General features: G+C 73.9%; 14 protein-coding genes. 7 read left to right on the forward strand and 7 right to left on the reverse strand.

Features of this window, described 5'->3' with window-relative positions; translation table 11 throughout:
• The first annotated feature begins 11 nt into the window (after positions 1-11).
• Positions 12-2,195 carry a 3-hydroxyacyl-CoA dehydrogenase NAD-binding domain-containing protein gene (locus tag ACFV3E_RS32545; RefSeq protein WP_500537913.1) on the forward strand — a complete coding sequence of 728 codons (2,184 nt, stop codon included), beginning with the start codon at positions 12-14 and terminating at the stop codon, positions 2,193-2,195.
• Positions 2,196-2,274: 79 nt separating this feature from the next.
• Here the strand turns inward: ACFV3E_RS32545 and ACFV3E_RS32550 are convergent, their stop codons facing one another.
• From ACFV3E_RS32550 to ACFV3E_RS32560, 3 genes are all read right to left on the reverse strand, one after another.
• Complete coding sequence (locus ACFV3E_RS32550) at positions 2,275-3,051, reverse strand: MerR family transcriptional regulator (RefSeq protein ID WP_500537914.1); 777 nt, start codon at positions 3,049-3,051, stop codon at positions 2,275-2,277.
• 301 nt (positions 3,052-3,352) lie between these two features.
• On the reverse strand, positions 3,353-4,942 hold the full coding sequence (locus ACFV3E_RS32555; RefSeq protein WP_500537915.1) for a PP2C family protein-serine/threonine phosphatase: 1,590 nt from the start codon (positions 4,940-4,942) through the stop codon (positions 3,353-3,355).
• A gap of 230 nt (positions 4,943-5,172) precedes the next feature.
• A complete protein-coding gene (locus tag ACFV3E_RS32560) occupies positions 5,173-6,330 on the reverse strand; it encodes a PP2C family protein-serine/threonine phosphatase (protein ID WP_500537916.1) in 1,158 nt (385 codons plus the stop codon).
• 136 nt (positions 6,331-6,466) lie between these two features.
• Here ACFV3E_RS32560 and ACFV3E_RS32565 point away from each other — a divergent pair, with 136 nt between their 5' ends.
• From ACFV3E_RS32565 to ACFV3E_RS32575, 3 genes are all read left to right on the forward strand, one after another.
• A complete protein-coding gene (locus ACFV3E_RS32565) occupies positions 6,467-6,961 on the forward strand; it encodes a MarR family winged helix-turn-helix transcriptional regulator (RefSeq protein WP_500363553.1) in 495 nt (164 codons plus the stop codon).
• Positions 6,962-7,169: 208 nt separating this feature from the next.
• Positions 7,170-8,387: a PP2C family protein-serine/threonine phosphatase gene (locus ACFV3E_RS32570; RefSeq protein WP_500537917.1), complete on the forward strand. Its 1,218-nt coding sequence runs from the start codon at positions 7,170-7,172 to the stop codon at positions 8,385-8,387.
• A gap of 109 nt (positions 8,388-8,496) precedes the next feature.
• Entirely contained in the window at positions 8,497-8,934 is a 438-nt protein-coding gene (locus ACFV3E_RS32575) for a response regulator (RefSeq protein ID WP_500372570.1), read from the forward strand.
• A gap of 31 nt (positions 8,935-8,965) precedes the next feature.
• Here ACFV3E_RS32575 and ACFV3E_RS32580 read toward each other — a convergent pair whose 3' ends face one another.
• On the reverse strand, positions 8,966-9,793 hold the full coding sequence (locus tag ACFV3E_RS32580; protein WP_500537918.1) for a DUF1206 domain-containing protein: 828 nt from the start codon (positions 9,791-9,793) through the stop codon (positions 8,966-8,968).
• 169 nt (positions 9,794-9,962) lie between these two features.
• Between ACFV3E_RS32580 and ACFV3E_RS32585 the strand changes: the two genes are divergently transcribed.
• Together ACFV3E_RS32585 and ACFV3E_RS32590 are read left to right on the forward strand one after the other, a co-directional pair.
• On the forward strand, positions 9,963-10,226 hold the full coding sequence (locus tag ACFV3E_RS32585; RefSeq protein ID WP_499517014.1) for a GlsB/YeaQ/YmgE family stress response membrane protein: 264 nt from the start codon (positions 9,963-9,965) through the stop codon (positions 10,224-10,226).
• 162 nt (positions 10,227-10,388) lie between these two features.
• Entirely contained in the window at positions 10,389-10,892 is a 504-nt protein-coding gene (locus ACFV3E_RS32590; protein ID WP_500538006.1) for a DUF6328 family protein, read from the forward strand.
• 79 nt (positions 10,893-10,971) lie between these two features.
• On the opposite strand, the gene ACFV3E_RS32595 is transcribed toward ACFV3E_RS32590, so the two are convergent.
• The 3 genes from ACFV3E_RS32595 to ACFV3E_RS32605 all read right to left on the reverse strand — a co-directional run bounded on the left by ACFV3E_RS32595 (position 10,972) and on the right by ACFV3E_RS32605 (position 12,773).
• Positions 10,972-11,631 (reverse strand): hypothetical protein, encoded by a 660-nt coding sequence (locus ACFV3E_RS32595; RefSeq protein WP_500537919.1) that lies wholly within the window; start codon positions 11,629-11,631, stop codon positions 10,972-10,974.
• Positions 11,628-12,272: a hypothetical protein gene (locus ACFV3E_RS32600; protein ID WP_500537920.1), complete on the reverse strand. Its 645-nt coding sequence runs from the start codon at positions 12,270-12,272 to the stop codon at positions 11,628-11,630. Before ACFV3E_RS32600 ends, ACFV3E_RS32595 begins: the two co-directional genes overlap by 4 nt.
• A gap of 132 nt (positions 12,273-12,404) precedes the next feature.
• Positions 12,405-12,773: an ATP-binding protein gene (locus ACFV3E_RS32605; protein WP_500537921.1), complete on the reverse strand. Its 369-nt coding sequence runs from the start codon at positions 12,771-12,773 to the stop codon at positions 12,405-12,407.
• Positions 12,774-12,995: 222 nt separating this feature from the next.
• Between ACFV3E_RS32605 and ACFV3E_RS32610 the strand changes: the two genes are divergently transcribed.
• Positions 12,996-13,862, forward strand: coding sequence for a SigB/SigF/SigG family RNA polymerase sigma factor (locus ACFV3E_RS32610; RefSeq protein WP_500326457.1), 867 nt, complete (start codon positions 12,996-12,998; stop codon positions 13,860-13,862).
• The last annotated feature ends 11 nt before the right edge of the window (positions 13,863-13,873 follow it).

Raw genomic sequence — 13,873 nt, forward strand, 5'->3', positions numbered from 1 at the left:
GCCGACCGAACATGACCGCTCTTCCGACGAACACCACCATCCGCTGGGAACAGGACGGGACCGGGGTCGTCACCCTCGTCCTCGACGACCCGAACCAGTCCGCCAACACCATGAACCAGGCCTTCAGGGAGTCCCTGCGAGCCGTCGCCGACCGCCTGGAGGCGGAACGCGACTCCGTCCGCGGCGTCATCGTCACCTCCGCCAAGAAGACCTTCTTCGCCGGCGGCGACCTCAAGGACATGATCAAGGCGGGCCCCGAGGACGCCCCGCAGATCTTCGAGGCCGGCCTGGCCATCAAGCGCGACCTGCGCCGCATCGAGACCCTCGGCAAGCCCGTGGTCGCCGCCGTCAACGGCGCGGCCCTCGGCGGCGGTTACGAGATCGCTCTGGCCTGCCACCACCGCGTCGCGCTCGACGCCCGCGGATCGAAGATCGGCCTGCCCGAGGCGACCCTCGGCCTGCTCCCCGGCGGCGGCGGGGTGGTCCGCACGGTGCGGCTGCTGGGCATCACCGACGCGCTGCTGAAGGTGCTGCTGCAGGGCAACCAGTACGACCCGCGGCGCGCGCTGGAGAACGGGCTGGTGCACGAGGTCGCCACGGACCACGACGACATGCTCGCCAAGGCGCACGCCTTCATCGACGCCCACCCCGAGTCCGCGCAGCCGTGGGACGTCAAGGGCTACCGCATTCCCGGCGGCACCCCCAGCACCCCCGCGTTCGCGGCCAACCTGCCCGCCTTCCCGGCCAACCTGAGGAAGCAGCTCGCCGGCGCCCCCTACCCGGCGCAGCGCAACATCCTGGCAGCCGCCGTCGAGGGCGCCCAGGTCGACATCGACACCGCCTTCACGATCGAGGCCCGCCACTTCACCGAGCTGGTGACCGGCCGGATCGCGAAGAACATGATCCAGGCCTTCTTCTTCGACATGCAGGCCGTCAACTCCGGTGCCAGCCGCCCCAAGGACGTCCCGGCCCGGCAGGTCACCAAGGTGGCCGTGCTCGGCGCCGGCATGATGGGCGCGGGCATCGCCTACTCCTGCGCCAAGGCGGGCATCGAGGTCGTCCTGAAGGACGTCACCGCCGAGGCCGCCGAGCGCGGCAAGGCGTACTCCGCGGGACTCCTCGACAAGGCCCTGGCCAGGGGCCGTACCACCCAGGAGAAGCGGGACGAGCTGCTCGCCCGGATCCACCCCACCGCCGACCCGCAGGAGCTGGCGGGCTGCGACGCCGTCATCGAGGCGGTCTTCGAGGACCCGGCCCTCAAGCACAAGGTCTTCCAGGAGATCGAGGGCGTGGTCGCCCCCGACGCCCTGCTGTGCTCCAACACCTCCACCCTGCCCATCACGCTGCTCGCCGAGGGCGTGCAGCGCCGCGAGGACTTCATCGGCCTGCACTTCTTCTCGCCGGTCGACAAGATGCCGCTGGTCGAGATCATCAAGGGCGCCCGCTCCGGCGACGAGGCGGTCGCCCGCGCCTTCGACCTGGTCCGGCAGATCCGCAAGACCCCGATCGTCGTCAACGACTCGCGCGGCTTCTTCACCTCGCGTGTCATCGGGCACTTCATCAACGAGGGCGTCGCCATGGTCGGCGAGGGCGTCGACCCCGCGACCGTGGAGCAGGCCGCCGCCCAGGCGGGCTACCCGGCCAAGGTGCTCTCCCTCATGGACGAGCTGACGCTCACCCTGCCCCGCAAGATCCGCGAGGAGTCGCGGCGCGCGGTGGAGGAGGCCGGCGGCACCTGGCAGCCGCACCCGGCCGACGCCGTCATCGACCGCATGGTCGAGGAGTTCGGCCGCCCCGGACGCGGCGGCGGCGCCGGCTTCTACGACTACGCGGACGGCAGGCGGGCGGGCCTGTGGCCCGGACTGCGCGAGCACTTCACCAAGCCGGAGGCGGGGGCCGTCCCCTTCGAGGACCTCAAGGAGCGCATGCTCTTCGCCGAGGCGCTGGACACCGTCCGCTGCCTGGAGGAGGGCGTCCTCACATCCGTCGCCGACGCCAACATCGGCTCCATCCTGGGCATCGGCTTCCCCGCCTGGACCGGTGGCGTCCTGCAGTACGTCAACGGATACCCCGGCGGCCCGGCCGGCTTCCTCGCCCGCGCCGAGGAGTTGAGGGCCGCCTACGGCGAGCGCTTCGCGGCACCTGAGCTGCTGGTGCGCAAGGCCGAGCGGGGCGAGACCTTCACCGACGGCTGACCCGTACGGCGGCCGGGACGCACCGGCCGGTACGACGGTGCCGCGGCCCCCGCACCCAGGGGACCGCGGCACCGTCGTCTCAGTCCTCGCCGCGCCCCCGGTCGCCGAGCCCGGCGGCCGTGGCCCGCAGCTCCTCGGCGAGCGACCGCTGGAAGGCGGTGACCAGGGCCTGGACGACCATCGGCTGCAGGTCGTCGGTGAGCCTGCGCATCCGGGCCCGCTCCTCCGGCGCCGGACGTCCGGCCACGTACGGCTGCCACACCTCCTGCTGGAAGAGCCGGTGCAGCTCGTGGGCGACCGCGCGGGCGTGCTTCAGCACGATCTCCCGGGTGGCGAGCAGCGTCTCCAGCGGGATCGGCACGTCCAGCAGGCGTACGCCCAGGTGCAGCAGGGCCGGGTTCACCAGCAGCACACCGGGGTCCGCGGTGGGGTGCAGGACGCCCATCGCCGCGAGCCGGTCCAGGTCATGGCCGCTCAGCGGCCGGCCCGCCCGCTGCTCCAGTCTGTCGCGGGCCAGCTCCTCCGCGGCGTCCGGCATCCACGTCGCCACCAGCGCCCGGTGCAGCGCGAGGTCCTCGGGGGTGATGTCGGCGGGCAGCTGGTCCAGGTAGCGGCCGATCGCGGCCAGCGTCAGTCCCTGCCGCTGCAGCTCCTCGATCAGCGCCAGACGGGCCAGGTGGTCCGGCCCGTACAGACCGACGCGGCGGGTGCCCAGTTCCGGCGGCGGAAGCAGGCCCTTGGCGCTGTAGAAGCGGATCGTGCGCACCGTCGTACCGGACCGTGCCGCGAGTTCGTCCACCGTCAGACGCGGCTCCTCGGCCGCCGGCGCGGTCTGCCGGGCGGGGGACTGCGTCATGCGCCGGATCTCGCTCTCTGCCTCGCCGCGCTGGTCATGACACCAGTATGACCGGTCACGGTGCGCAGCCGGGGCCACGCCGGCGTCCGCGGCGGGCCAGGACCGGTCCCCGCCGTCGCGCGGGGCCCGCGGCGGCTCACGCGGGCCGGACCGCGCCCGGCACGAGCACGGGGCCGCCCCAGCCGAACAGCAGCCCGAGGGACCGTGCCCTCGCGGCACGCCTGCCCGGGAGGACCGCTGAACTCACGCCACACGCCGCGCCCGTCGAGGAATCCGGCCGGCGGTGCTGGTCCCGCGGGCCTCAGGACCCCGCGGGGCGGCGGGAGTCGGGCTCCGCGTCGTCGTGGGTGCCGCGCGGGGCGGCCATGCCGACCAGCGCGATGTCGTCGTGGGGGCGGTCGGCGAGCCATTCGGTGGTGCGCATCTCCACGTGCTCGACCAGGGCTTCCACGGGCATGCCGACGCACCCGGCCATGGTCGTCTTCAGGCGTTCCGAGCCGAAGAACTCACGGCCCGTCACCCCGCCGCGGGCCTCGGTGACGCCGTCCGAGTAGAGCAGGCAGCTCTCGCCGGGCTGCAGCACCGTGGTGAAGGTCGTGGCCCGCACGTCGGGCACCGCGCCGATCAGCGTGCCGGTCGTGTCGGCCTCCTCCACCTCGCCGGAGGCCCGAAGGATGAGCGGGGCCGGGTGGCCGCCCGCGGTGAGCCGCAGCCGCACCTGGCCGTGGCCGAGCGGGGTGACACCCGCCAGCACCATGGTCGCGAACCGCGCGTGCGCGGTGTCGAGGAGCGCGTGGTTGAGCAGGGTCAGCAGCCGCACGTGGTCGGTCTCGACCAGGCGCAGGGCGCTGAGGGTGTTGCGGATCTTGCCGGTGAGGACCGCGGCCTCCAGGCCCTTGCCGCACACGTCCCCCAGGACCACGGTGCTCTCGCCGTCGGAGTCCACCGCCGGGTAGGCGTCGTAGAAGTCCCCGCCGATGCGCAGCGTCTCGCGGGCCGGCCGGTAGGAGCCCGCGACCTCGGTGCCCCTGATGGGCTTCAGCCGCGGCGGCAGCAGGTCCTCCTGGAGCAGGGCGGCGCTGCGCGCCTGTTCGGTGTAGAGGACGCAGGCGCAGATCGCGGCGCCGGCCCGGGCGGCGAAGACCCGGGCGAAGGTCTCCTCCTCGACCGTGAACGGCCCGCCGAGGCGCCGCATCAGGATGAGCGCACCCGCCGGGACCCCGTTGCCCGGCAGCGGGATCACCAGCAGCGACACCGGGGCGCCGAAGTCCTCGGGGACCACCCAGTCCGGGGTCTGCGCGGGGTCGATCCAGCGGGACGGCGCCGGGGGGAACCCGGCCAGCGCCTCCGCCAGCCCCGGCACCTCGGCGGGATCGGCGGACAGCGCGCGCCCCTCCACGCCCGGGCGGCCCGCGACGGCCCGGGTCAGCCGCAGCCGCCGCCGGTCGGGCGGGGTGACGACCACCGCGGCGTCGGCGAGCCGCGAGGCGGCCAGTTCGGCCGTGGCGGCCACGCACGTGCGCAGGTTGAGCGAGGAGAGCAGCCGGGCGGACGCCTCGGCCAGGAACGCCGTCCGTTCCTGGGCCAGCCGCAGTTCGCGGTCGGCGCTGCGGGCGTCCGTCACGTCGGTGAGGTACCAGGCGTGGTGCCCGCCCGGGAGGTCGGCGCGGCGTGCCGTGACCTGCCGGCTCCCCACGCCGCCGTGGGCGGTGGACGCCCCGGAGGCGTCCGCCGTGGTCAGCCACGCGGGCGCGGTACCGGCGAGCGGGCGGCCGGGCACCGCGTGCGGCGCCCAGGAGGTGATCACGGCGTTCACGGCACGGATCACCCCGGCGTGGTCGCACACCACGACGCCGGTCTCGGTCAGGGACTCGATCAGCGCGCGCAGCACCCGCTGCCCGACCCGAGCGGAGGTGCCTGACCCCTGCTCTCGAGCCACTGGTGAGCGCGGAGGCGGGAGAGACGTCACGATGCGGTAGGAGCAGGGCCGGGGCCGTGTGGGACCGTCGGGCTCGCTCCGGTCACCCTCTCGTACCTGGACGAAGGTTGGCTGGGCAAACAGTTGCCCTTCGGCAAGAGTCTTCCCCATCGTCCGTCACCGGGCAAGCTCCTCCCAGCGGTTCACCGCCAGTCCAGGCACACGATCAGCGCGTCGTCCTCGGCCTCCGGCAGGACGCGGTGACCCGGCAGTTCGCCCAGGATCGCCCGCGGGACGTCCGCGGCCGGAAGCAGCCGGGTGGCCAGGGCCGCGCGGGCCAGGGCCCGTTCGCCGTAGGTCTCGCCGGCCGGGGAGGCGGTCGCGTACACGCCGTCGCTCACCACCAGGAGCCGGTCGCCGGAGCGCACCTCGAACGGCTGCGGCACGTACGGGGTGTCCTCGAACATGCCGAGGGGGAACTGCGCCTCGAAGTCGAGCGTCTCCACCGCCGAGCCGCGCAGCCGGTACACGCGCGGCGATCCGGCCTCGACGACCTCGGCCGCGCCGGTCGCCAGGTCGAAGCGCATCAGCAGGACCGAGACGTACCGTTCGCCCCGGTGCCGGGCGTAGACGGCCTGGTCCGCGAGCGCCGCCTGGTCGGCGAGGGGGACGCCGGCGCGCCGGGCGTTGCGCAGCGCGTTCACGGTGAGGCTGGTCAGCAGGGCGGCCTCGATGCCCTCTCCCATGCCGTTGGTGACGGTCAGCGTGAGGTCCCGCTCGGAGGCCGACCAGTCGAAGTTGTCGCCGTGGATGTCGTACGCGGGTTCCAGCTGGGCGCCGAGGGCGTACTCGGGGCGGGCGCACGCGCGTCCGGGCAGCAGCTCCCACTGCACCTCCGCGGCGAGGGTCAGCCGCTCCCGGCGGCGGGCACGCAGGTAGCGGTCGGTGTCCCGGTCGGCGACGAGGAGGTGGTGGCCGAGGATCTCCGCGATCTCCGCGAGGTCCCGGACCTCTTCCGGCGCGGGTTCGCCGGCGAGGCCGACGCTCAGCACGCCGATCCGGTCACCGCGCACGCTCACCGGCAGGTGGAGGCGCACGCCGTCCTCGCCGGCCGGCTCGGCGAACGGTTCCTGGGCGCCGAAGCACCGGCCTTCGGGCGTTCCCGCGACGGGTACGGCGGCCTCCGCGGGTTCGGGCGCGGAGACCGGCTGGAGCACCGCCAGGCCGTAGTCGGCGAGCAGGATCTCCACGGAGCGGGCCGCGCAGTGCGTGCGGAGGACCTCCGCGAGGGCGGCGGGCAGGGCGTGCGGCGGCGCCGCGCGCAGGGCGCGTTCGGCGGCGAGCGGGGCGTGTCGGTTCACCGGGGTGCGACGGTCCTTCTGGGTCCGGGGGCGGGTCGGTTAGCGTGGAGGCGCGCCGTTCGGCGCGACCTGTCCTGTCTTCGTCTACCCGCTCGCCCGCGGTACCCCGCGGGCGGCGCGCCGTGAGGAGGTGCCCTTGCCCGCAACCGCCGGATCGCAGCGGGACGCCGCCGTGGCCGCGGCGTCGTCCGTGGTCGAGGCACTGGAGGTGCTGTGGGGCCGCGGCCGGGAGGCGGGCGACCCACCCGTGCCGCCCTCGCAGTTGCGCGTGCTGTTCGCGCTGGAGGGCAACGAGGGGATCAACCTGAGGACGCTGTGCGACGTCCTGGGTGCCGCGCCGCCCGCGGTGAGCCGGCTCTGCGACCGGCTGCAGGCGGTGGGGTACCTCACCCGGGACGCCAGCCCCACCTCGCGCCGGGAGGTGTGCCTGTGGCTGACGCCGCGAGGTGCCGCCTTCCTCGCCCGGCTGCGGGAACGCCGGGAGCAGGAACTGGCGACGGTCGTCGCCGCGATGCCCGAACGTGCCCGGCGCGCGCTGCTGGAGGGGCTGACCGCGTTCCGCTGCGCCGCCGAGGCGACGGGGCTCGGTGCCGTACGGCCGCTCCCCGGCGACCGCAGCCACACCGCGTAGCCGTCCGGCCCGCGCTCCCCGCCGTGCGTCCGGCGCCGGGGACGTTGGCCGGCGGGGCGCTCTCCGTGCAATTGTTGCGTTCGACTACTGTTGCCAAACGGCAATGATCGAAGATGATCGGCACAGTCCCAAAGGGCATCCGGCCAGGGTGCCGGTCGCGTACGATCCCATCGCCCCACGTGGGGCACCGCAGGGGTGGGGAGACGATGTGGAAGGCAACACGCTGACGCCCCCCGAGGGCGTCATCCCCAGACAGGGCGACGGCCGGCGCGGCCGGCTGTCCGTCCTCCTCGTCGAGGACGACGCGGGGGACGCGCTGCTCGTCGAGGAACTGGTCGCCGACAGCGGGGTGCCCGTCGAACTGCGCTGGGTGCGCACGCTGGCCGAGGCCGGCACCGAACTCGCCGCCCGCCCCGCCGACTGCGTCCTGCTCGACCTGCACCTGCCCGACGGCCAGGGCCTCGACGCCCTCGGCCGGGCCCTGTCGCTCACCGACCGCGCCGCCGTCGTCGTGCTGACCGGTCTCGCCGAGGAACGGACCGGCCTCGCCGCGCTCTCCGCCGGGGCGCAGGACTACCTGGTCAAGGGGCGCGTCGAGGGCGAACTCCTCGGCCGCGCGCTGCGCTACGCCGTCGAACGCAAGCAGGCCGAACGCGCGGCGCTCGCCCTGCGGGCCAGCCAGATGCGGGCTCAGGAGAACGCCCGCCTGGAGCGCGGACTGCTCCCGCTGCCCATGCTGCGCACCAAGGACGTGACCGTCACGCCCCGTTACCGCCCCGGCCGGGCCGACTCCCTGCTCGGCGGGGACTTCTACGACGTCGTGGAGACCACCGAGGGCGTCGTCCACACCCTCATCGGGGACGTCTCCGGGCACGGGCCCGACGAGGCCGCGCTCGGCGTCGGACTGCGCATCGCCTGGCGCACCCTGGTCCTGACCGGGGTCGAGGGCGCGCGGCAACTCGCCCTGCTGGAACAGGTGCTGGTGGCCGAACGCGCCGCCCCCGAGATCTTCGCCACGGCCACCATCCTCACCCTCGCCCCCGACCGCCGTACCGCCCGGGTGTGGCGGGCCGGCCACCACGGACTGCTCAACCTGACCCCTGAGCGCACCGTCGAGTACACCGAGCCGCCCCGCGGGCCCGCGCTGGGCGTGGTGCCCGGCGTGGGGGAGTGGCCCGAGGGCCGCCTGGAACTGCGTCCCGGGCAGTCGCTGATGCTCTTCACGGACGGGCTGTTCGAGGGCCGCACCGACCAGGGCCGGCTCGGTGAGGAGGGCCTGCTCGCACTGGCCAGGCAGCACGCCACCCTGCCCCCCTCGGAGTTCGTCGACACCCTGATCGCGCGCGCCGAGGCCCTGGCCGCCGACCACGGCGGCCTGGACGACGACCTGGCCGTGGTCCACCTCACCTGGAACCCCTCGCCGTGACCGCCGTCCGCGCGCGGCCGAGGGCCCAGGACCGGATCGTGCTGGTCCTCGCCGCCCTGCCGGCAGCCGCCGAGCGGGAACCCGTACCGCAGGAAGGATCCGCGTGAACCTGCAGGAACCGGAACCGATCATCGTGCTGCTCGTCGAGGACGACCCCGGCGACGAACTGATGACCCGCGAGGCGTTCCAGGAGAACAAGGTCCGCAACGTCCTGCACGTCGTGCGGGACGGCGAGGAGGCCCTGGACTTCCTCAACCGGCGCGGCGCCCACGCCGGCGCGCCGCGCCCCGGCTTGATCCTCCTCGACCTCAACCTGCCCCGCTTCGACGGCCGTCAGGTGCTCGCCGAGATCAAGGCCGACGCCGACCTGTGCACCATCCCGGTCGTCGTCCTCACCACCTCCGAGGCCGAGGAGGACATCCTGCGCAGCTACACGCTGCACGCCAACGCGTACGTGACCAAGCCGGTGGACTTCGACCGGTTCATCGAGGTGGTCCGGCAGATCGACGACTTCTTCGTGACGGTGGTCAAGCTCCCGGGCCGCTGAACCGCGCCCGGCACCGGCGGCCCGCCGCCGCTCAGACCCTCCGCCAGCGGGCCATCGCCCAGGAGAACACCCCGAACAGCCCCAGGCCCACCGCGACCACGGCCAGCAGCCACGGCCCGGCGGGGGTGTCCCGGAACGTGCGCAGCGTGTCGTCCAGCCCCTTCGCCCGGTCCGGGTCGAAGCGCACCGCCGCGACGACGACGAAGCAGCCCGCGGCGGCGAACACCACGCCCCGGCTGGCCCCGCCGGCCACCCCGAGGAAGTCGACCACCCTGCGGACCCGCGGCGACATCGCCCCCGTCCGCAGGTGCTTGCGGAACTTCCGCAGCAGGGCCCGCACCGCGATCCACCCCCCGGCCCCCGCCAGGACCAGGCCCGCCGCCCCCACCAGCCAGCGGCCCATGGGCCAGTCCAGGGCGTGCGCGGTGACGTCCTTGGAGGTCTCGTCGCTCGACCCGCCCCCGGAGGAGCCGTCCACCGCGAAGGTCACCACGGAGTACGTCACGAAGGCGTAGAAGACCGCGCGGGCCGCGGACATCAGCCGCTTGCCGGCCTTGTCCCCGTCCGGTCCCGCCGTGCCGAACGCGGCCTCCGACAAGCGCCACAGCGTCATCCCGGCGAACCCCACCGCCAGGGCCCAGACCAGGAACCCGCCGAAGGGCTGCGCCGCCAGGCGGGCGACCGCGCCGCCCCGGTCGGCCTGTTCCGAGGACCCGTCGAAGGCGACCTGCAGGGCCAGCACGCCCAGCAGCGCGTAGATGACCCCGCGCGCCGTGAGGCCCGCCCGCGCCCCGGCGCGGATCGCCTTCTTCCCCTGCGTCCCGGGCCGTACCGCGCCCCTACCCACCGTCGTGCCCACACCGGCCTCCCTGCCCCAAGTGCTCCGGTCCACCGGGTGCCCCGTCGTGGGCGGAACACACCAGGCGACACCGGGGCGCGCGGCTGCGTGGAGCGCCCGGCCCGGGGTATCCGCGTGGTGCGAACACACTTCCGGCCAGGGGCCGGACGAGGTTGGGGTTGAGGTGGAGATGGAGATCTCGAGCATCATCAGTGCCATCGTGATCGGTCTGGTCGTCGGTGTGCTGGGGCGTCTGGTGGCGCCGGGGCGGCAGCCGATCGGAGTGCTGTGGACGATCGTCGTCGGCATCGTGGCGGCCTTCATCGGCAGCGCGATCGCCCAGGGGTTCGGCGTCGCCGACACCGACGGCGTCGACTGGATCGAGTGGCTGATACAGATCGGCCTCGCGGCCGTCGGAGTGAGCCTGCTGTCGCGGAGCAAGGCGCGGCGGTGAGCACCGCGGTCCGGCCGCCCCGCCCCGGGGCGGCCGGACCGTGTGCGGGACGGCGACCGGCCCGGTCGCCGTCCTCGTCGTGTCCCGGGCACGGCGCGCGCGACAGGGGTTCCTGATGGTAAGTCACCTATGAGGTGCACGACCGAGGAGTGGGAGGGTGCCATGGCCAGGGACGACGCGGACGGCCGGACCGGCCCGGGAGACGGGCGCGACGAGACCGAGGACGAGCGCGCCGACCGGAAGTGGAGCGAGCTCATCCAGGAGGTGCGGGTCGCCCAGACGGGCGTGCAGATCCTCTTCGGCTTCCTGCTGACGGTCGTCTTCACCCCGCACTACCAGCGGCTCGGCACCACCGACCACACGATCTACATCGTCACGGTCGTGCTCGGCGCCTGCGCGACCGGGGCGTTGATCGGCCCGGTCTCCTTCCACCGGATCGTCTCCGGCCGCCGCATCAAGCCGCAGGCCGTGCGCTGGGCCTCGCGGCTCACCTTCGTCGGACTCGTGCTGCTGCTGGCGACGATGACCTCGGCGCTGCTCCTGGTGCTGCGGGCCGCCACGCACGACGCCTATGTGCCGTGGCTCGTCGCCGGGGTCCTGGTCTGGTACCTGGTCTGCTGGTACGGACTGCCGTTCTGGGCCCGGTACCGGCACACGGGCGACTGAGCCGCGACGCGGGACGCGTGAACGCCGTGGCCGGGCAACCCTCGGGTTTCCCGGCCACGGCGTTCACGTCGCGCGGTCCTCAGACGTGCAGGACGCGGTCGACGAGGTCGCGGTAGCCCCGCAGGGCCACGCGCAGCCGCTCGGTGTCGCCGTCGTCGTGCTCGCCGGCCCGCCAGCCCGAGCGCAGTTCGTCGCGCCGGCTGCGCAGTTCCTCGACCAGCCGCTCGGTGGCCTCGCCGAGGACCTCGTCGGCCTCCTCGACGGCGTGGCGCGGCTCGTCGACGAAGCCGCCGACCGCGTGCTGCAGGCGCTGCTGCAGCTTGTCCACCGCGCCGTCCACCCGCGGCGGCGTGCCGGGGGCGGGCACCCGCCCGTCCTGCGCCGGCCGCCGGGCCGCCGCGGGCCGCTCCGCGTCGCCGGGCTTGTCCGCTGCCGCGGGCTTGCCGACCGTCGCGGGCCTCTCGGCTGCCGAGGGCTTGCCGGCTTCCTCGGGCCGCGACCATCCGGCGGGCCGTTGCGCGCCAGGCGCCCCGCCCTTCTTCCCCGTGGTCTGCGGTGCCTGGGGGGACTGCGGTTCGCGGGTGCCGCCGGCCGCGGGGGACGTCCGCTCGTCGGGGGTCCGCTCGGCAGAGGCCTCGGCCGGGCCGTTGCGTATCTCGCGGCCGGTGCCGGTGCCGGTGCCGGTGCCGTCGGTCTCGTCGATGCTGTCGGTGTCGCGGTGCTCGTGCGTGGGATTCATCGGCTGCTCCAGGTCGGCATGTGGAAGCGGTGGGAGCCGCGTCGGCCGGAGCCCGTGTCGCCTGCGCCGTCCTCGCGCGAGGTGGTGCGGGGCTCCTTGTCCACCGCGATGAGGTCGTCGAACAGCGCCCGGGCGTGGAGCAACCGAGCGCGCAGTTCCTCGGTGTCCGCCGCGGTGCGGTCACCGTCGTTCCGGGGTTCCGAGACCCCGCGCAGGTCGCGGTAGGCCTGGAGGTGCCGCGGGCGGTGGACCGACAGGGCGTCGATCTGCTCGCCCGAGGTGTGCTCCGGGAAGCCGCGGTCGTGCGCCAGCCGGTCCAGCAGCTTCGACGCCTCCTGCACCGCCTGCGCGGGGGAGTCGACGAACCGCTCCTGCAGGGCGGCCCACCGGGCGCGGTACTCCTCGGCCTGACGTGCGCTCAGCGGCTCCGGGGCCAGGCCGCCGTGCCGGTCGATACGCTCCTGCAACTCCCGGTGCGCCGCGTCCGTGTCGCCGTCGTGCCGGGCGACCGTGCGTTCGTACTCCGGTCCGAAGCGGCGCCTGAGCTGCCCCGTGCCGCCGCCGCGCCGCGGCATGACGGCCGCGGCGAGGACGATCAGGACAACGAGGACGACCGCCCCGATGATGATGCCCGTGGTCATGGTGTGCCTCCTGGGGGCCGTCGTCGGGCCCCGGCATTCGAACTGACCTTGATGCGGGTCCTTGGTGTGCTCACGGTGCGTGTTTCCGCAATCCGTTCGTCCACACGTACGACGTCGGGAGGTGACGGTGCGTCAGCGCGGCAGGTTCACGTGGATGACCTTGCCGCCCGCGCGCAGGAGCGTCACCCGGAAGTCCCGGGCCAGCCGGCGCACCAGGCGCAGGCCGTAGCCGCCGGGCAGGAAGCGGTCGGAGGGCTGGGGCGTGGCCGGCAGCCGGTCGTTGTGGTCCTGGACGGAGACGCGGATCGCGTCCGGTACCGCCACCACGTCGAGGGCCGCCAGCCCGCCGCCGTACCGGAAGGCGTTGGTGACCAGTTCGGAGACGACCAGCAGGCAGTCCTCGACCCGCTCCGGATCCACGCCTCTGAGCCGGGCGCGGGCGAAGTCACGCGCCTCGCCGATGGTGGTGGGCAGCGGCCGGTCCGCAGTGGCGGGCCGCACGCTCCCCCCGCCTTCCGCGTCTAGGTCAATGCTGTACACGCACGATCACCCCGTAGGCATCATCGGTCCCTCTGTGGTCTGCCCCTACTGGCCGGTCCTACGCTGCCTTTGGCGCGATTCACGTTCTTCCGGGATCGGGGGGAATGCTTCGCGGAGGAGGGGGTACCCGAGGGGCAACGTACGGGAACATGACGTAGAGGTGCAGAGGTGCGAGGAGGAGCCGTGATCGCCCACGTGAGCGGGACGAGCACCGGGGTCGAGAGCCCCGAGGTCGACGTACTGCCGCAGATCACCGACCCGAGCAGCGTGGCCCCCACGAGCGCGCGCCGGCTGTCCAAGCTCTTCCTGGAGCGCCTGACGGTGCTCGAGGAGGGCACTCACGAACACCAGTACGCCCGCAACACCCTGATCGAGATGAACATGTCGCTCGTGCGGTTCGCGGCCAGGCGCTTCCGCGACCGCAGCGACGAGATGGAGGACATCGTCCAGGTCGGCACGATCGGGCTGATCAAGGCCATCGACCGGTTCGACATCTCGCGCGAGGTCGAGTTCACCACCTTCGCGGTGCCGTACATCGTCGGTGAGATCAAGCGGTTCTTCCGCGACACCACCTGGGCCGTGCACGTGCCGCGCCGCCTCCAGGAGCGCCGGGTGGAGCTGGCCCGCGCCCGGGACGAGCTGTCCTCCCGGCTGGGCCGCGCCCCCAAGGTGAGCGAGCTCGCGGCGCTCATGGACATCTCCGAGGCCGAGGTGGTCGAGGCCCAGGTGGCCTCCAACGGTTACACCGCCTCCTCCCTCGACGCCGCCATGAACGGCGACGACGGCGACGACGGCGAGACCGTGCTCGCCGACTTCATCGGCGCGGTCGACCCCGCCATGGAACTCGTCGAGGACCTCGGCTCCCTCGCGCCGCTCGTCGTCGAGCTCGGCGAACGCGACCGGCAGTTGCTCCATCTGCGCTACGTGGAGGAACTGACGCAGGCCCAGATCGGCGAGATCATGGGCTGCACGCAGATGCACGTCTCCCGGCTGCTCTCGCGCACCCTGGCCCGGCTGCGGGCCGGACTGCTCCAGGACGGCTGCGCCTGACCTCCACCCCG

Origin of the sequence: Streptomyces sp. NPDC059718 (assembly GCF_042733315.1) — a bacterium.
Taxonomy (GTDB): Bacteria; Actinomycetota; Actinomycetes; order Streptomycetales; family Streptomycetaceae; genus Actinacidiphila.

Bases quoted from the DNA above. Each gene is read 5' to 3' on its own strand.
- ACFV3E_RS32545 (WP_500537913.1), top strand. From the start codon at position 12: ATGACCGCTCTTCCGACGAACACCACCATCCGCTGGGAACAGGACGGG.
- ACFV3E_RS32550 (WP_500537914.1), bottom strand. From the start codon at position 3,051: ATGACGCAGTCCCCCGCCCGGCAGACCGCGCCGGCGGCCGAGGAGCCG.
- ACFV3E_RS32585 (WP_499517014.1), top strand. From the start codon at position 9,963: ATGGAGATCTCGAGCATCATCAGTGCCATCGTGATCGGTCTGGTCGTC.
- ACFV3E_RS32590 (WP_500538006.1), top strand. From the start codon at position 10,389: ATGGCCAGGGACGACGCGGACGGCCGGACCGGCCCGGGAGACGGGCGC.
- ACFV3E_RS32595 (WP_500537919.1), bottom strand. From the start codon at position 11,631: ATGAATCCCACGCACGAGCACCGCGACACCGACAGCATCGACGAGACC.
- ACFV3E_RS32600 (WP_500537920.1), bottom strand. From the start codon at position 12,272: ATGACCACGGGCATCATCATCGGGGCGGTCGTCCTCGTTGTCCTGATC.